The organism is Nonomuraea sp. NPDC003707, assembly GCF_053587055.1.
Genome location: NZ_JBSFNK010000018.1, coordinates 62,713 through 78,721, shown reverse-complemented (window position 1 = coordinate 78,721; position 16,009 = coordinate 62,713). Strand labels below are relative to the sequence as shown.

The window sequence follows — 16,009 nt, the reverse complement described above, 5'->3', positions numbered from 1 at the left end:
CTGGAGGAAGCACATGAAGCGCGCGACCGCACCGGCCCGGCCGCTGATCGCCCTCGGGGCCGGCCTGGCCGCCGTGGGCACCGCCGCACTGCTGGGTCTGCCGAGCCTCACCAAGGCACCGGAGGCCCGGCTCACGGCCGCCGCGTCGGCTCCACCGGAGGGTGCGTACTGGCATACGAGAGTGCTGTCGCAGCGCCCAGAGCCCCGTCAGGTCGGCAGCGGCGCGAACCGCTACTCGGTGGTCCAGCAGTCGCTCACCGAGGAATGGACGGCGCCCGACGGCAGACGCTGGGTCGGATCGCGGGAGCTGGGGGCGTACCCGCAGAGCGCGGCGGACCGCGCGGCGTGGCGCCGCGACGGCTCCCCCACCAAGTGGACCCGCACCGCCAACGGCCAGACCGTGTCGCTGTCCACCACGCCCACCAAGGGCCACGTCACCCCCGTACGAGGTGACAACACGTTCTTCCTGGCCGGGCAGCGGCTGACGTACGACGAGGTCCAGCGGCTGCCCGCGAACCCGGACGCGTTGAAGTCCTGGCTCGCGCAGGCCGCGCGGGTCTCACGGGTGTCGGAGAACGCCGTGGACAGGGACGTCACCTCGGAGCTGCCCATACTGCTCCACCAGCTCCCGGCGCCGAAGGAGGTCCGCGCCGCGGCCTACCAGGCCCTGCTGACGATGCCCGGCGTCAGCTCGCGCGGAAAGTCCGTGGACGGCACCGGCAGAACCGGCGCGGCCGTCTCGATCGGCTATCAGCCGGCCGGCCAGAAGAAGGAGACGATCAAGGTCACGACCGACCTGGTCGTCGACACCGGCACGATGCTCCTGCTGTCCGAGAGCCAGACGACCTTGAAGGACGGCAAGGTGTTCCCGAACAAGACCATGACCCAGACCGTGCTCCAGGCCGGCTGGACCAACGCCGAGCCGGCCGTGCCCGCCCTGCCGTAGGGCGGGACAAAACAGGCGCGAAGGCCCGTCCGGACGGGCCTTCGCGCCTACGCGGTCATCGGCAGCGCGGGTCCAGGCACTGGGCGCACGCGATCACGCCGCTCCCGCTCCGGAACTTGCAGATCTGGAAGTCGCAACACCCGATCCACTCCGGGGGCGGAGCGTACGCCGCCGCCTCGGCCCTCGGCACCACCAGGCCGAGCATGAAATCGCTGACCTTGCCGAACATTCTGTTCATTCCCGCCTCCAAGCGGAACGCCGACGGTTCTCGGGGTCGACCGTAGAGAGGCCGCCGATCGGGCCGATACACGAGTGCGTATGCGGGGCCTATCGCCGCGGTTCCTAGGGTTCCGATGCCCGGCCACGGCGAAAGGGAGAGGACCCCCATGTCAGGTCTCGTCGCGATCCTTGCGTTCGTCAGCGTGCTGACGGTGCTCAATCTGCTGCTCACGTTCGGTGTGATCCGGCGGCTCCGCGAGCACACGGAGCTGCTCGCCGGCCGGGCGACCCCGATCACGGGCGAGGCACCCTCTCTACCGGTGGGCAGCCAGGTCGGGGACTTCGCCGCCACCACGACCGACGGGGAGCCGGTCGCGCGGGCGCTGCTCGCGAGCGACACCCTCGTCGCCTTCCTGACGCCCGGCTGCGAACCGTGCGAGGAAAGCCTGCCCCACCTCGTCGAAACCGCGAAGAAGTGGCCGGGTGGCAGGCAGAACACCCTGGTGGTCGTCATCGGCAAACGCGACCGCGCCACCGAGTACGTCAAGCGGCTGACCCCCGTGGCGAGGGTCGTGGGCGAGGCGCCCGACGGGCCGATCGCCACGGGGTTCGGCGTGACGGCGTACCCGCTCTTCGGGGTGGTGGACTCCTCGGGGCAGGTGCTCCGATCGGAGTCGGCCCCCGCCGCGCTGCTGCCGCACGACGTCGCAACGGCCTGACGGTGCGGCTGCCTCGCCTGGGGGGCGTCGGCCACGCCCTCGGCCTGGCCTGGCGGGCCGGGCCTGCGACGTTGCTGGTGTACGTGGGCCTCACCGTCGTGAGCGGCGCCGTCCCCGTCGCCGTCTCGTGGCTGACCAAGCTGACCCTGGACCAGATCGCCACCGGCCACGCCGACGCGACGACGCTGACCGGTCTCGGCGCCGGATTGGCGGCCGCGGGAGCCGTCGTCACCGTCCTGCCGCGTGCCGCCCAATATGTCACCGAGGAGCTGGGCCGCTCCGTGGCGCTGCTGGCCGATGATCGCCTGTACGCGGTGGTCAACTCCTTCACCGGGCTCGGGCGCTTCGAGGATCCCGCCTTCCTGGACCGGCTGCGCATGGCCAAACAATCGGGCGGGGTCGCCCCTGGGCGGGTCGTCGCCGCGGTGCTCTCCCTCGTCCAGGCGGCGATCAGCGTCGCCGGCTTTCTGGGCTCGCTCATCGTCATCAGTCCCCTGATGGTCGTGGCGGTGCTCATGGGAGCGGTTCCGATGACGATCGCCGAATTCCTGCTGTCCCGGCGGCGGGCCCAGATGTTCTGGCACATCGGGCCGCTGCAGAGGCGGGAGATCTTCTTCGGGGACCTGCTGGGAAGCGTGGACGCCGCCAAGGAGGTGCGGCTGTTCGGCATCGGCGGTCACCTGCGCGGCCTGATGCGCTCCGACAGGCTTTCCGCGAACGCCGCCGAGCGGCGCACCGGCAGGCGGGAAATGCTCACGCAGGGCGGCCTCGGCCTGGTCAGCGCGACGGTGTCCGGCGCGGGCCTCGTCTGGGCCGTCCGGGCAGCCGGCTCGGGGCAGCTTTCCGTGGGCGACGTCACGATGTTCGCGGCCGCGGTGGCGGGCGTGGGGCTCGCGCTCGGACGCCTGGTCACCGAGGTCGCGGGGGCTCATTTCCAGCTCCTGATGTTCGACCATTATCGGGCCGTCGTGAATGCCGGCCCCGACCTCCCCGCGCCGTCGCGCCGGCGTCCGCTGGCGGGGCTGCGGCAGGGGATCGAGCTCCGCGACGTCTGGTTCCGGTACTCGCCTGAGCATCCCTGGGCGCTGCGGGGCGTCAACCTGTTCGTTCCGTACGGCTCCGTACTCGGTCTGGTCGGCGTGAACGGCGCGGGCAAGAGCACGATCGTCAAGCTGTTGTGCCGGTTCTACGACCCCGACCGGGGCGTGATCCTCTGGGACGGCGTGGACATCCGCGAGGTGCCGCCGGAGGCGTTGCGGAGCAGGATCAGCGCGGTGTTCCAGGACTTCATGGCCTATGACCTGACGGCCGCGGAGAATGTCGGCCTGGGTGACGTCCGCGCGCTCCAAGACCGGCCCCGCATCGAGGCCGCCGCACGCGACGCGGGCGCCCATTCCCTCCTCGCCGGTCTGCCCGACGGCTACGAGACCCTGCTCTCGCGGCTGTTCTTCAGCGAGGCCGACAAGACCGACGCGAGCACGGGAGTCTATTTGTCCGGCGGGCAGTGGCAGCGTGTCGCGCTCGCCCGTGCGATGCTCCGCGACCACTGCGACCTGATGATCCTCGACGAACCGAGCTCGGGGCTCGACGCCGACGCCGAACACGAGATCCACCAGCGGCTGCGGCGCTATCGCGCGGGCCGTACGAGCGTGCTCGTGTCCCACCGGCTCGGTGCCATGACGGACGCGAGCGCCATAGCCGTGCTGGAGGACGGGCAGGTGACCGAGTACGGAACCCATGAGGAGCTCCTCACGCTGGGAGGCACCTACGCGCGGCTGTTCACCAGGCAGGCGCGGGGATACCGGGCCGACGAGCAGAGCGTGCCGTCGTGAACGGCTGGGTTCTCGCCGTCGTCGGCGGCGCCGTGGCGCTCGGCCTCGCGTACGTCAGGCGCCGGTTCGTCGCGGTGACCATCACCGGCACGAGCATGGCGCCCACCTACAGCGGCGGTGAACGCGTGCTGGTGGTACGCGGCGGAGTCGACCGCCTGCGCCGGGGCGACGTCGTCGTGGTGCGGTGGGCGGCGACGGATTCGATCCCGCTGTTGCTGATCAAACGGGTGGCGGGGGTCGCCGGTGACCCCATCCCCGCCGATGTGGCGACCGCCGTCAGCCGGCCCGCGGGCACGCCCATCCCCGCCGGGAAGTTCATCGTGCGGGGCGACAACTCCGACTGGAGCCTGGATTCCCGGACGGTGGGCTTCTTCGACGGCGAGAGCCTGCTCGGGACGACGGTCAAACGCCGGGCATGAGCCTCAGGGAGCCCCGGGACACGGTGGCGATGTCCCGGGCCAGGAGCCGGGGCAGCTCCGTCATCCGGTAGCGGTCACGCGCGTGGAAGTCGAGCAGCTCCATCTCGACCAGCCGATCGAGTGCCCGGCTGATGCTCCTGACAGGCGCATGGAGCCTCCGGGCGGCTTCCCCCGTGCTGATCTCCGCGGCGGGAAGCGAGCCGAGCTGCCGGAACACCTCGATGGCCAGCCGATCCATCGGGTGCTCACTTGCCATGAGGTGCTCGACCTGCGCGTACATGCTGGCCCGCATCGACAGGTCACCGGCCTGGAGCTCGTCGAGCCGGTGCCGGTCGTCGGCCATCCGCTCCAGCAGCTCGCGGACGGACCAGCCGGGATGCGCGACCAGCCGGGCGGCGACGATGCGCAGGGCGAGCGGCAGCCGACCGCACAGCCGTACCACCTCGGCGGCGGCGCCGGGATCTTCCCGCAGCCTTTCGGGATCGACATGGTGCGCCAGGAACGCCATCGCTTCCTGCCGTCCCAGCCTGTCCACCCGAAGGTGCAGCGCGCCGTCCAGCGTCGTGAGCATCGGACAGCTCGTGACGAGGAACGTGCAGAGCCGGGCGGCCGCGAGGAACGGGCGGACGTGCGCGACCTCGGGCGCGTTGTCCAGCACCACGAGCATGCGGCCTTCCGCCAGGAGCGACCGGTATCGCGCGAGGGCGGTATCGGCGTCGCTCACGGGCCGGCGGCGCGGTCGCAGGTCCACGTACAGCTGGCCGTCCGGATAGCGATCCGCGACCAGATGGGCGGCGTGCAGGGCCAACGAGGACTTGCCGGCTCCCGCCGGGCCGTGCACCACCACCACACCGCCGGCGGCGCCGAGCCGCCGGGTGAGAAAGGAGAGCTCCGGTTCGCGCCCGACGATGACCGGCTTCCGCGGCAGCCGGCACGGCGGGGAGGCCGAGGCGACCGCGCGGGGCGGGCGCAGGTCCCGGCGCAGGATCGCCTGGTGGAGGCGCCGCAGGTCCTCGCCGGGCTCGATGCCCAGGGACCCGGTGATCGCGATGCGGGCCTGCTCGTACGCGTCGAGCGCCCCGGCGACGTCATGGTCGGCGTACAGAGCGCGCATCAGCAGCGCCCACGCCCGCTCCCGCAGCGGCAGCTCCGTGACGAGCGAACGGAGGGGCCAGATGGCGGGTGCCGGCCGGCCGAGCAGCAGCAGCGCTTCGCAGCGGTCCTCCTGGACCGCTCGGCGCTGCTCGTCGATCGCGACCTCACGGGCGGCGATGACCGGCCCGTGGGGGACGTCCTCCAGCAGCCGCCCGCGCCACAAGGCGAGCGCCGTTTCGCATTGCCGCAGGGCTTCCTCGGCGCGTCCCTTTTCGAGAGCCGCGCGACCGGACGTCGCCTTGTCGTCGAACGCCTTCAGGTCGAGTTCGGCCGCCTCGACCCGCAGTTGATAGCCGAGCGGGCGGACGACCAGGCGATCTCGCTCCGCCGCCGGAAAAGCGGCTCGAAGCCGCGCCGCATAAGTACGGAGATTGGCGATGGCGGATTTGGGGGGAGCCGATCCCCACAATTCCTCGGTGATCTCGTGAAGCGGGGCAAGCGAGTTGGCCCGCACCAGCAGAAGGGACGTGAGTGTGCGTTGTTTCGGGGCTCCCGGCCTGAGCAACCGCCCATTCGCCCGTATCGCCAGCCCGCCCAGCACCGTGAATTCCATTGAACCAGGGGTCATCACCTCGAATCCTCGGAAACGAAAAGGCCCGCAACAAGGTCAGCCACCGGACATTGAGCGGACATTTCCCGAAGGGCACGCATACACATTCGTGTACCAGCCCTATCGGCAGCACCCCTACGGTCGAATCCGAACACATCCGCGTCGTACCTGGAGGTACACCATGAACAGATTGTTCGGCAAGGTCAGTGACGCGATGCTGGGACTGCTGGTCCCCAGGAAGGAGGCCCACGCCCTGCCCGCGACGTGGATCGGGTGCTGCGACTCCTGCATGTGCATCTACCTGTATCCCAACGGCTCCACGAGCTGCCTTCGGTGCTCCTGCCAGATGTGCGGCGCCTAGCCTGATCCACGGATCACGGATAGGTCGCATGGCCGGACGCCCGCGGATCCGCGAGGCAGGCGACCTGCCGCCGCGGGCGTCCGGCGGACCATCCCCACGCAGGCCCTTGTCGGCTTTACTTGCTTCATGCAGCGCATGCGCACGCTCGCGGGCTGGTTGATCGAAGGTCTTGAGCGGACCTTCTCCGACGGCCGGGACCCGTCGATCAAGGGGGGGTCCCGCGCGGAGTTCGAGGCACTGCCCGTGAAGGAGCGCATCGAGATCAGGGCGCTCGCCACCCAGAACAGAATGCAGTTACTCTCCACGTCGGGGGTGCTGTTGGGGCTGCTGTTCACGGCGGCGGGGCTGTTCTACACCGCCCGCTCGCTCGACACCACGCAGGAAGGCCAGATCACCGAGCGTTACACGCGGGCCATCGAGCAGATCGGCTCGGACACGCTGGAGGGGAGGGTCGGCGCGATCTACGCCCTGGAGAGGATCTCTCGCGACTCGCCGCGCGATCAGCGGACCGTCGTGGACGTGCTCGCCACGTACGTCCGCGAGCGCTCCCCGAAGAAGGCCAAGGAGAAGGAACCGCGCATCCCGGCGGACATCCAGGCGGCGCTCGCGGTCATCGCCAGGAACAAGCCCGCCGGCACGCCGCCGCCGACAGGGCCGCCGTGGTCCGCGCAGCACTGGGTGAACTTGTCGGGCATCCGCGCCACGGCCCTGACGCTGGTCAACGCCGACCTGTCCGGCGCGGACCTCACCTACACCGACTTCGGCCACCGCGAATACATAGAGCAGGCGGACGGCTCCATCACATGGGTTCGCAGTTTCCTCGACCACGCGAACCTCTCCTACGCGGACATAGGCTTCTCGACCTGGATCCGGGTGTCGCTGTCCGGGGCGAACCTCACCGGGGCGAACTTCGGCGGGTCCGACCTGACGAACATCGACCTCAGGGGGGCACGGCTTCCCGGCGCGAATTTCACCAACGCGAAGGTCCGGTACGCGAGCCTGGACGGTGCCGACCTCACGGGCGTCGACCTGGGCGGCGTCGACTTCACGGGCACCGACTTTCGCGGGGCCGACCTCACCGGCGCGAAATGGCCCAGCGGCCAGGGGAAGATCGATCTGCGCGGCGCCGACCTCAGCGGAGCCAAGGGTGTCCCGTCAGAAGACGTCCTGAAGAAGATCGCGCTGATGGACGACAAGACCCTGCTCTGACGGCATCCGGCGTGCGTCCCCAGACGCGGAACCGCCCCCGACCTTGAGCCGTTTCGGCAGGTCAGAGGCGGTCTGATGAGGGTGGAGCTATGGGGATTCGAACCCCAGACCTCCTCCATGCCATGGAGGCGCGCTACCAACTGCGCTATAGCCCCTTGCGATCACCAAGTGTATCGGAGATCGGGAGCCCCTGTGTCACACCGAGAGGCCTGTGATACGTCTATGGTTTCATGCCGACCTTTGAAGACCACCGAAGCCTGCTGACCGGGGTCGCGTACCGGATCCTGGGCAGTGCGGCCGACGCCGAGGACGTCGTGCAGGAGGCGTGGTTGCGCTGGTCGGGGGTGGACGAGGCGACCGTCAGCGAGCCCAAGGCGTACCTGGTGAGGGTGACCTCGCGGCTGGCCATCGATCGGCTGCGGTGGGCGAAGTCGCGGCGGGAGTCGTACGTGGGGCCGTGGCTGCCCGAGCCGATCAGCACGGCGCCCGACGTCGCCGAGCACGCCGAGCTGGCCGAGTCGGTGGAGCTGGCGCTGCTCCTGGTGCTGGAGACGCTGTCGCCGCTCGAACGGGCCGTGTTCGTGCTGCGGGAGGCGTTCGACCTGCCGTTCTCCGAGATCGCGGAGATCATCGGGCGGGCCGAGCCGGCGACCAGGCAGCTCGCGCGGCGGGCGCGGGACCACGTGCGGGAGAGGCGGCCCCGGTTCGACGTGGACAGGCAGGAGCGGCGGCGGATCACCGAACGGTTCATCAGCGCCTCCGCCGAGGGCGACCTCGACGGGCTGATCGAGCTGTTCGCGAGTGAGGTCACGATGGTCAGCGACGGCGGCGGCAAGGCCAGGGCCGCGCTGCGGGTCATCACCGGCGCCGACAACGTCAGCCGCTGGCTGCTGTCGATCAACACCCCCGCCAACATCGCGGCCTTCATGGCCTCGATCGGCATGGCGGGGATCTCCGACCTGTCCATCGGGCTGGCGACCATGAACAACGCCCCCGCGATGGTCATCTCCGCGGGTGGACGGGTGATCACGGTCGCCTCGCTGCTGATCTCGGACGGCAAGATCGACACGATCTACCTCATCGCGAATCCCGAGAAGATCGCGCACCTGGAGCCCGTCTGACGCCGCTGCGATCAGGCCGTGCGCCGGGTGGGGACGCGGGCCTCGCGGATCAGCGCGGCCAGGTCCACCCCGGCGTCCCGGAGGATCGCGGCGGCGCCGTTCGCGTGGTCGGCGAGCAGTCCCCACAGCAGGTCCTCACCCGTGACCGGCCCGGGGCGCCACATGGCGACCTCGATCGCCTTCCTGGAGTGCATGGCCAGGGGGATCTCCCCCAGCGGCCCGTACAGGGTCACCCGCAGCGGGCGCACCCGTGACCGGCGCAGGCTCCACAACCCGGGCGCGTCCAGGCCCGCCCTGGTGCGCCGGTGCACGGCGTCGAGGTCGATCCCCAACGTGGCCAGCAGTGACCGCGCGTCGCGCACATCCACCCGCGCCCGCACGTCGGCCTCGGAGGCGGTGAACGCCGCCAGCGAGAACGGCCGGGCCTCGGCCACCCCCAGCAGCAGCACATCGGCGTCGAGCGCGGGCCGGCCCGCGTCGAGCGCGAGTATCCCGGCCTTGACCACGGCCCTGCGGGCCCCCTCGGTGAACCTGGCGAACACGCGGCTACCTCCCCGTCCTGCGAGCATGCTTGCGATGAGCCGACTGCCGCCGAACGCCCAGCGCGTCGGCGATCTGCTCCCACGACCAGCCCTGGGCGCGGGCGTTCGACACGTGCGTCGCCTCCAGCTCCTCCAGCAGGCCCCTGAGCGCGGCCACGGCCGCCAGCCCCACTCCGGGATCGCGATCGGCGGCCGCCTCGGCCAGCTCGGTGACTTCCATGGTGTCAGCATGTGTTGACAAGCACCCGCTTGTCAACACATGCTGACACAACGATCAGAGCCGCTCGGGCAGCGTGGCGGCCGCCTGCGGGGACGTCTGGAAGCGGGTGCTCGCCTTCCTGGCGAGCCGCTGACCGGCTAGCTCGGGGCGCCGCAGGTGGTGCGCATGGTCAGGGCGGCCTCTTCCAGCGAGAACGCGACCTCGACCCGTCCCAGCTCGGCCGTGCTCCCCACGTGGGTGCCACCGCACGGGATGGACGCCTCGCCCTCCGGCAGCGAGCAGTGCCACGTGCGGCGGGCGGTCAGCCCCGGCCCCGGAATGTCCAGCCGGACCGGCGCGTCGGCGGCCACCCACGCGGCGAGCTGCTCGTTCGCGTGCCGGGCGACCTTCCCGAAGTCCAGGCCCTCGGCGGAGAACCCCTTCTTGCGCAACGACTTGCCCAGACGGTAGACGTCCACGCTGCCGTACGGCTCGATCCGCGACGAGACGATCGCCGTCTGGTCGAAGTCGGGGTGCCCGAGCGGGTCGGGCGTGGCCTCCTTGCGCCAGTGACCGGCCAGGGCCGCGTTCACGGCGAGCGCGGCCAGGTGGCAGGCGGTGTGACCCGCCGAGAGCGCCGCCCGGAATCCGGCGTCCACCTCGAGCCCGGCCTCCGCCCCGACGGGCAGCGGCGTCTCGGTGACGTGGACGACCAGCCATTCCCAGCCCTCCGTGCCGCGCCGTACCGGGATGGCGTCGCCGACGAAGACCTCGCCGGTGCTCGACTGGGCCCCTGTCACGCAGTCGATGACCGGCAGGCCTCCGATCGTGCCCCGGTCTGCGGGCTGGTCGGGCCAGGTGTGGTCAAGGGGGTGGAACGGCGTCTCGGCGACGACGAGACCGTGCCGGTCCCCCACCGGCACGGCCCCGACGATCTCGGAACGGCCGCTGGTCCGGCCGTCGGGAAAGGTGACGATGGTGGACTTCATCCGGTCATTCTCGCAGGGACCGCCTGCTCGTCCTCCAGGTAGCGGTTGCGGCCCGCGTACAGGCCGGTGAACAGCTGCACGACGAGCACCACGAAGATCAGCATGTACGGCAGCGTCCATCCGCCGGTCACGTCGCGCAGCACGCCGACCAGCAGCGGACCGGCGCCGGCGATGAGGTATCCCGCGCTCTGCCCGAACGCCGACAGCGCGGCCGTGGCCTCCGCCGTACGGGTGCGCAGGGCCAGCATCATCAGCGCCAGCGGGAACGACCCCATGCCCACCGCCACCAGCGTCACCCAGAGCAGCGCCAGGTCGGCCGGCCCGGCCCACAGCCCCAGGAACCCGGCCGCGTAGAACGCGACGAGCCCGACCACGGCGGGACGCTGGTCGCGGAAGCGGGAGGCGACCATGGGGACGACGATCGAGACCGGGATGTTCAGCGCGGTGAACACGCCGAGGGTCACTCCGGCCTCCGACGTGCTGAAACCGCTGTCGGTGAGCATGGTGGCGAGCCAGCCGAACATCATGTACGCGATCATCGACTGGGTGCCGAAGTAGATCGCGATCATCCACGCCAGCTTGCTGCCGAGCAGGCGGCGGAGGCCCGCGTCCCGGCTGCCCGCGTCACGCTCCGGCTCACTGCGCAGGAGCGCGAGCCACGGAATGGCGGCGACGGCGGCCAGGGCCGCCCACACGCCGAGCGCGATGTGCCAGTCGCCCGACGCGCGCTCGATCGGCACGGTCGCGGCGGCGGCCAGCATGGTGCCGACCGCCAGGGCCGTGGTGTAGACGGTGGTCATGATCCCGGTACGGGCCGGGAAGTGGCGCTTGATCAGCGTGGGGATGAGCACGTTGCCGACGGCGCCACCGGAGAGCGCCACGGCGCTGCTCAGCAGGAACACGGGGGCGGAGCCGACGAGCGACCTGACCAGCATGCCGACGCCCAGCGTGACGAGGGCGAGCAGGAGCAGGCGGTGCTCGCCGACGCGGCGGGCCAGGGTGGGCGTGATCGCACCCACGCTGGCGAAGGCGAGGACGGGGAGGGTGGTGAGCAGGCCGGTGCCGACGCTCGACATGCCCAGCGCGCCGGTCAGCTGGTCGAGGAGGGGGCCGACACTGGTGACGGCGGTGCGGAGGTTGAGTGCGGCGAGGACGATCCCCAGGACGAGGAGCCAGGCGAGGGGTCCGGTGGTACGGCCTCGTGCCTCTTGGGTCAGCACGCTCATCGGGGGCGGTCCTCCACTCATCAAGTCATAGGACGAATCGCCATCTTAACAGGACCGAAATATGCATTTATTCCTGGCTGTGTCGGCTGCGGGCAGCACGACGACCCAACGGACGGCGCACGCACGGCTCGACCGGGGGTCAGCGTTTGTGGCGCAGCACCCAGTAGAGGCCCACCACCGGAAGCACGAGCGGGATGAACCCGTACCCCTTCCCGTACGCCGACCACACCGTCGCGGCGGGAAAGGCGGCCGCGTCGAGGAGGCTGAGCGTGCCGATGACCAGCACCCCGGCCAGCTCGATCCCCAGCCCCACCAGCGCCAGGAGCCGTGCCCCGCGCCAGAGCGCCACGGTGAGGGCGATGTAGACGGCGGCCGCGAAGGCCGACAGCGAGTACGCCAGCGGCGCCTGGTCGAACTTGGAGACGATCTGCACCGCCGCGCGAGCCCCGGCGGCCAGCGAGAACAGCCCGTAGACCGCGATCAGGGCACGTCCGGGCCCGGTGCTGATGGAGGCGGTCACGCGCCCCCCGCCCAGATCTGCAGCATCCGCCCCGTCATCACCGCGATCGCGAACCCCGCCACGACCAGGATCGCCGACCCCCACCTGCTCCGCTCCGCCAGCGCCAGGAACACCCCGGCGGGCGGGATCACCACCTGGCCTCCGACGTAGCCGAAGAGCGTGACCTTCTCGGCGGGCCCCTGTCCCCCGGCCACCGCCGCGATCACGAAGCCCGCCTGCACCAGCACGGCCACCTCGAGCACGGCGAACCCGACCAGCAGCACCATGCCCATCGGCCGGTTGCGGATGGTGACGATCAGGCTCGCCAGCATGAGCAGCAGCGAGACGACGATGACGATCGTGGAGATGACGGTGTTCATCGGGGCCAAGGCTATCCCCAGAGTGTCCCGGTCCCCATTTCGCGGCGGCCGGAAGCGAGGGCGGCGCTACCGCTCCGGGATGGCGCGTTCGATGCCGTCGAGGACCCAGTTGAGGCCGCGTTCGAAGTTGTCGTCCGCCCCGCGTACCCCCTGCTCGATCATCGGCGCGAGCCGCGGGAACTCGCCGCTCTCGACCAGCTCCTTGATGTACGGCTCCGCCACGGCCGTCCGCTCCGCCTCGTTGATCCCCTCCGACCGGGGCGCCCCGCGCTCCTGCGCCTCCCGCACCACGAACCCGGTCATGTAGTCGTTGAACACCGCCAGGAACCGCCACCGGGTCAGCCGGTCGAGCCCCAGCCCGTCGAAGGCGGCCAGCTTCTGCTCCACGTGCCGCAGCGCGTTGGGCCCCACGGCCACCCGCTGCGAGATCAGCTCCACCCGCCACGGATGCCGCAGCACCAGCTCGCGCTCCCGCCGCGCCATCAGCAGCAGCGCCTCGCGCCAGGAGGACGGCAGCGGCTCCTCGACGAGCACCTCGGCGCTGACCTCGTCGAGCATCAGCGCGAGCAGGTCCTCCTTGCGCTCGATGTACGAGTACAGCGTCATCGCCCGCGCCTCCAGCTCCGCGGCCACCCGCCGGATCGAGACCGCGGCCAGCCCTTCGGCGTCGGCGACGGCGATGGCGGCGGCCACGATCGCCTCCCGGGTCAGGACCGGGCGGCGGGGAGGCGTGGGACGGGACCAGATCGAACTCACGCCCAGATCTTAGACACTGTACGAAAGTGCTACGGTGTACGACATGCGATACAGCGTACGAAGTTCACTCCGGACAACGGGCCTGGTCGTCCTCCTGGGCGTCGTCATGACGATGCTCGACACCACGATCGTCAACGTCGCGCTCGGCACCCTGGCCCGCGACTTCCACACCACGCTCGCCACCATGCAGTGGGCGGTCACCGGCTACCTGCTGGCCCTGTCGATGACGGTCCCGGTCACCGGCTGGGCCGTGGGCAGGTTCGGCGCCAGGAACGTCTGGCTGGTCTCGCTCGCGCTGTTCGTCGCGGGTTCCGCGCTCACCGCCGCCGCCTGGTCGGTCGGGAGCCTGGTCGCCTTCCGCGCGGTGCAGGGGCTGGGCGGGGGCCTGCTCCTGCCGGTCGGCCAGATGATGCTGGCCAGGGCGGCCGGCCAGGAGCGGATGGGCCGCGCGATGGCCATGATCTCGCTCCCGGCGATGCTGGTGCCGGTGCTCGGGCCGCCGCTGGGCGGGGTGATCGTGGAGAATCTCGGCTGGCGGTGGCTGTTCCTGATCAACGTGCCGTTCTGCGCGGTGGCGCTGCCGGCCGCGTTCCTGCTGCTCCCCCGCGAACCGGGCGCGAACCCGCAGGGGCTCGACGTGCTGGGTCTCGCGGTGCTCTCGCCCGGCCTGGCCGCGCTGGTCTACGGGCTGTCCGAGATCGGCGACGGAGCCTCCCCGCTGCACCCCGCGCTGTGGATCGGCGTGGCGCTGGTCGCCGCGTTCGCCGTGCGGGCGCTGCGGACGACGGGCACGCTGCTGGATCTGCGGTTGTTCGGGAACAGGCAGTTCGCCGCCGCGGTGGGCGCGCTCGTGTGCTACTCGGCCGCCATGTTCGGCTTCACGGTGCTCGTGCCCCTCTACAGCCAGCTCGCGCAGGGCGGGAGCGCGCTGGAGGCGGGCCTGCTGCTGGCCCCGATGGGGATCGGCGCGGCGATCACGATGCCGGTCGCGGGCAGGCTGACCGACAGCAAGGGGCCGCGCGGCGTCGGCGCGGCGGGCGTGGTCGTGGCGGTGGCGGGCATCGCGGGATTCGCGGCGTTCGGGGGTCTCGTGCCGATGTTCGTCCTGGGGCTCGGGCACGGGCTGGTGTCGACGTCGGTGATGGCGGCCGCGTTCAAGACGCTGGAGCCGGTCGCCATCCCGGCCGCGACCACGCTGAGCACGATCGCGGTGCGGCTCGCCTCCCCGTTCGGGGTGGCGGTGCTGGCCGTGCTGTTGCAGGTGTTCACCAGGACGGGCGTGGAGCGGCCCTTCACGTACGCGTTCGGCGTCGCGATCGCGCTGGCGGCCGTCTCGCTGGTGCCGATCGCGCTCATAGGATCGAAGGCATGGAGAGGATCCTCGTCAGCGCCTGCCTGATGGGCCGCCGGGTCCGCTACGACGGTCGCGCCAAGACCAGCTCGGACGCCCGGCTCGCCGCGTGGCGCGAGGAGGGGCGGCTGGTGCCGCACTGCCCGGAGGTGTCGGGCGGGCTGCCGATCCCGCGTCCCGCCGCCGAGATCGAGGGCGGCGCGGGCGGGGCGGCCGTCCTGTCCGGGGCCGCCCGCGTGCTGGCGAGCGACGGGTCCGACGTGACGGCCGAGTTCCTGGCGGGCGCGCGGTCGGCGCTGGCCGTGGCGCGCTCGTACGGCATCCGACTGGCGGTGCTGAAGGAGGGCAGCCCGTCGTGCGGCGCGCTGTCGATCTACGACGGTACGTTCAGCGGCCGGCGCGGCCCCGGCCAGGGCGTCACGACGGCGCTGCTGGAGCAGCACGGCATCCGCGTGTTCACCGAGGACCAGGTCGACGAGGCCGCCGACTATCTGCGGACTCTGGAGCCGTAACCCCGCGCACTCTGGACGCGTAGAAGGAGCCCGCCAGCCCGGTGGCGAGCAGGACCGCGATCACGCTGTGATACCAGCTCAGCAGCGTGCTCGCCGGGCCCGCCCCGAGCGCGAGCGACAGGATCCCCATCAGCACCCCGCCGAGCGCGGCCGCGTGGCCGTAGATGAGCCCGTCCCAGGCCCACGCGCGCTTGGCGAGCACGCCGTACGCCCCGGCGAACGTGGCCCCGGCGCACAGCGTCTCCACGATCGCGGCCGGCACGATCACGGGCTCGCGTACCGGGCCGAACGCGATCCCGGCGTGCAGCAGCCCGAACGAGAGGAAGATCAGCGCGTACAGCAGCGACAGCCAGCCCAGGGCCCTGCGAAGTGCGTCCATGTGATCCACCCTCGCACCCGGGGCGGGGCGGCGAATCGTCCCCAGGGAGGCGGTGCGGATACCACGCCCGCCGTAGCCCGGCGGCCACCGCTCGTCAGTACTCCCAGGTGTCGGTGCGCTGCTCGTGGCTGATGCAGAACACCCCCGTGCCGTGCTCGCCCTTGACCAGGTCCACCCTGATCCAGCCGGTGGCGCGGGCGACCTTGGCGGTGTAGCCGCTGACCGGGGTGGCCGACACCAGGCGGCAGCCCTCCGGGCCGAGCGTGAACGCCACCTCGCCGCCCTTCACCTTCACCACCTTCAGCGGCTTTCTCGGCGCGGGACTCTTCGCCGGGCTCTTCAAGGGGCTCTTGACCGGGCTCTGCACCGGGCTCTCGACCGGGCTCTTGACCGGCTTTCTCGGCGCACGACTCGGGCTGGGGCTGGCGGTGGGGCTGGTGAGGGTCAGCGGGGCTTCGTCGGCCGCGATCGTCTGGGCGACGAACGGCTCCACGTCCACGTCGTCCACGAACTCGTCCCGCAGCACACCCCGTACGCCGAACCACGAGACCGACACGGCCACCGCGGTCGCCCCGCACCAGATCGCCGCGTATCGAAGGGCTCGACGCATGAGACGAATTATGTACCGGTTCGTCGGTACGGTTG

Annotated in this window: 20 protein-coding genes and 1 tRNA gene; 9 read left to right on the top strand and 12 right to left on the bottom strand. The window is 71.2% G+C overall.

The genetic code is table 11. From position 1 onward, the window contains the following. Positions 1-13: 13 nt before the first annotated feature. Positions 14-946 (top strand): hypothetical protein, encoded by a 933-nt coding sequence (locus tag ACWDRB_RS37815; RefSeq protein ID WP_449902019.1) that lies wholly within the window; start codon positions 14-16, stop codon positions 944-946. A 55-nt stretch (positions 947-1,001) separates the two neighbouring features. Here ACWDRB_RS37815 and ACWDRB_RS37810 read toward each other — a convergent pair whose 3' ends face one another. Continuing rightward, the gene (locus ACWDRB_RS37810; RefSeq protein WP_449902016.1) at positions 1,002-1,184 is read right to left on the bottom strand and encodes a hypothetical protein; all 183 of its coding nucleotides are present in this window, start codon (positions 1,182-1,184) and stop codon (positions 1,002-1,004) included. 148 nt (positions 1,185-1,332) lie between these two features. Between ACWDRB_RS37810 and ACWDRB_RS37805 the strand changes: the two genes are divergently transcribed. Genes ACWDRB_RS37805 through ACWDRB_RS37795 form a run of 3 tightly spaced genes read left to right on the top strand, consistent with a single transcriptional unit; the run spans position 1,333 to position 4,135 of the window. Next, positions 1,333-1,884 carry a TlpA family protein disulfide reductase gene (locus tag ACWDRB_RS37805; RefSeq protein ID WP_449902014.1) on the top strand — a complete coding sequence of 184 codons (552 nt, stop codon included), beginning with the start codon at positions 1,333-1,335 and terminating at the stop codon, positions 1,882-1,884. Positions 1,885-1,886: 2 nt separating this feature from the next. After that, entirely contained in the window at positions 1,887-3,716 is a 1,830-nt protein-coding gene (locus ACWDRB_RS37800) for an ABC transporter ATP-binding protein (protein ID WP_449902012.1), read from the top strand. After that, positions 3,713-4,135, top strand: a complete 423-nt coding sequence (locus tag ACWDRB_RS37795; protein ID WP_449902010.1) for a S26 family signal peptidase — start codon at positions 3,713-3,715, stop codon at positions 4,133-4,135. Before ACWDRB_RS37800 ends, ACWDRB_RS37795 begins: the two co-directional genes overlap by 4 nt. Here ACWDRB_RS37795 and ACWDRB_RS37790 read toward each other — a convergent pair. Continuing rightward, on the bottom strand, positions 4,119-5,858 hold the full coding sequence (locus ACWDRB_RS37790) for a BTAD domain-containing putative transcriptional regulator (RefSeq protein ID WP_449902008.1): 1,740 nt from the start codon (positions 5,856-5,858) through the stop codon (positions 4,119-4,121). The genes ACWDRB_RS37795 and ACWDRB_RS37790 overlap by 17 nt on opposite strands. Positions 5,859-6,021: 163 nt before the next feature. Here ACWDRB_RS37790 and ACWDRB_RS37785 point away from each other — a divergent pair, with 163 nt between their 5' ends. Both ACWDRB_RS37785 and ACWDRB_RS37780 read left to right on the top strand, forming a co-directional pair. Then, positions 6,022-6,201 (top strand): hypothetical protein, encoded by a 180-nt coding sequence (locus ACWDRB_RS37785; RefSeq protein ID WP_449902006.1) that lies wholly within the window; start codon positions 6,022-6,024, stop codon positions 6,199-6,201. Positions 6,202-6,327: 126 nt separating this feature from the next. Further along, entirely contained in the window at positions 6,328-7,410 is a 1,083-nt protein-coding gene (locus tag ACWDRB_RS37780; protein ID WP_449902004.1) for a pentapeptide repeat-containing protein, read from the top strand. 82 nt (positions 7,411-7,492) lie between these two features. Here ACWDRB_RS37780 and ACWDRB_RS37775 read toward each other — a convergent pair. Further along, positions 7,493-7,565 (bottom strand) — tRNA-Ala (locus ACWDRB_RS37775). A 75-nt stretch (positions 7,566-7,640) separates the two neighbouring features. Between ACWDRB_RS37775 and sigJ the strand changes: the two genes are divergently transcribed. Beyond that, a complete protein-coding gene (gene sigJ, locus ACWDRB_RS37770; protein ID WP_449902001.1) occupies positions 7,641-8,531 on the top strand; it encodes an RNA polymerase sigma factor SigJ in 891 nt (296 codons plus the stop codon). Positions 8,532-8,542: 11 nt separating this feature from the next. Here the strand turns inward: sigJ and ACWDRB_RS37765 are convergent, their stop codons facing one another. The 7 genes from ACWDRB_RS37765 to ACWDRB_RS37735 form a co-directional block, all read right to left on the bottom strand. Beyond that, the gene (locus tag ACWDRB_RS37765) at positions 8,543-9,073 is read right to left on the bottom strand and encodes a Clp protease N-terminal domain-containing protein (protein WP_449901998.1); all 531 of its coding nucleotides are present in this window, start codon (positions 9,071-9,073) and stop codon (positions 8,543-8,545) included. A gap of 4 nt (positions 9,074-9,077) precedes the next feature. Beyond that, positions 9,078-9,293, bottom strand: a complete 216-nt coding sequence (locus tag ACWDRB_RS37760) for a helix-turn-helix domain-containing protein (RefSeq protein ID WP_350740620.1) — start codon at positions 9,291-9,293, stop codon at positions 9,078-9,080. A gap of 137 nt (positions 9,294-9,430) precedes the next feature. Then, entirely contained in the window at positions 9,431-10,261 is an 831-nt protein-coding gene (locus tag ACWDRB_RS37755; protein WP_449901996.1) for a metal-dependent hydrolase, read from the bottom strand. Next, a complete protein-coding gene (locus ACWDRB_RS37750; protein WP_449901994.1) occupies positions 10,258-11,487 on the bottom strand; it encodes a CynX/NimT family MFS transporter in 1,230 nt (409 codons plus the stop codon). The genes ACWDRB_RS37755 and ACWDRB_RS37750 overlap by 4 nt, the downstream gene beginning before the upstream one ends. A 139-nt stretch (positions 11,488-11,626) precedes the next feature. Beyond that, entirely contained in the window at positions 11,627-12,007 is a 381-nt protein-coding gene (locus tag ACWDRB_RS37745) for a hypothetical protein (RefSeq protein WP_350740629.1), read from the bottom strand. Continuing rightward, complete coding sequence (locus ACWDRB_RS37740; protein ID WP_449901991.1) at positions 12,004-12,366, bottom strand: hypothetical protein; 363 nt, start codon at positions 12,364-12,366, stop codon at positions 12,004-12,006. Before ACWDRB_RS37740 ends, ACWDRB_RS37745 begins: the two co-directional genes overlap by 4 nt. A 66-nt stretch (positions 12,367-12,432) precedes the next feature. After that, complete coding sequence (locus ACWDRB_RS37735) at positions 12,433-13,122, bottom strand: TetR/AcrR family transcriptional regulator (RefSeq protein ID WP_397372286.1); 690 nt, start codon at positions 13,120-13,122, stop codon at positions 12,433-12,435. Positions 13,123-13,165: 43 nt separating this feature from the next. Here ACWDRB_RS37735 and ACWDRB_RS37730 point away from each other — a divergent pair, with 43 nt between their 5' ends. Both ACWDRB_RS37730 and ACWDRB_RS37725 read left to right on the top strand, forming a co-directional pair. After that, entirely contained in the window at positions 13,166-14,521 is a 1,356-nt protein-coding gene (locus ACWDRB_RS37730) for a DHA2 family efflux MFS transporter permease subunit (protein ID WP_449901988.1), read from the top strand. Continuing rightward, positions 14,491-14,985, top strand: coding sequence for a DUF523 domain-containing protein (locus ACWDRB_RS37725; protein ID WP_350740641.1), 495 nt, complete (start codon positions 14,491-14,493; stop codon positions 14,983-14,985). The genes ACWDRB_RS37730 and ACWDRB_RS37725 overlap by 31 nt, the downstream gene beginning before the upstream one ends. Here the strand turns inward: ACWDRB_RS37725 and ACWDRB_RS37720 are convergent. Both ACWDRB_RS37720 and ACWDRB_RS37715 read right to left on the bottom strand, forming a co-directional pair. Then, positions 14,930-15,364 (bottom strand): hypothetical protein, encoded by a 435-nt coding sequence (locus ACWDRB_RS37720; protein ID WP_449901986.1) that lies wholly within the window; start codon positions 15,362-15,364, stop codon positions 14,930-14,932. The two genes, ACWDRB_RS37725 and ACWDRB_RS37720, sit on opposite strands and share 56 nt — an antisense overlap. A 94-nt stretch (positions 15,365-15,458) precedes the next feature. Then, complete coding sequence (locus ACWDRB_RS37715; RefSeq protein ID WP_449901984.1) at positions 15,459-15,974, bottom strand: hypothetical protein; 516 nt, start codon at positions 15,972-15,974, stop codon at positions 15,459-15,461. Positions 15,975-16,009 lie beyond the last annotated feature (35 nt).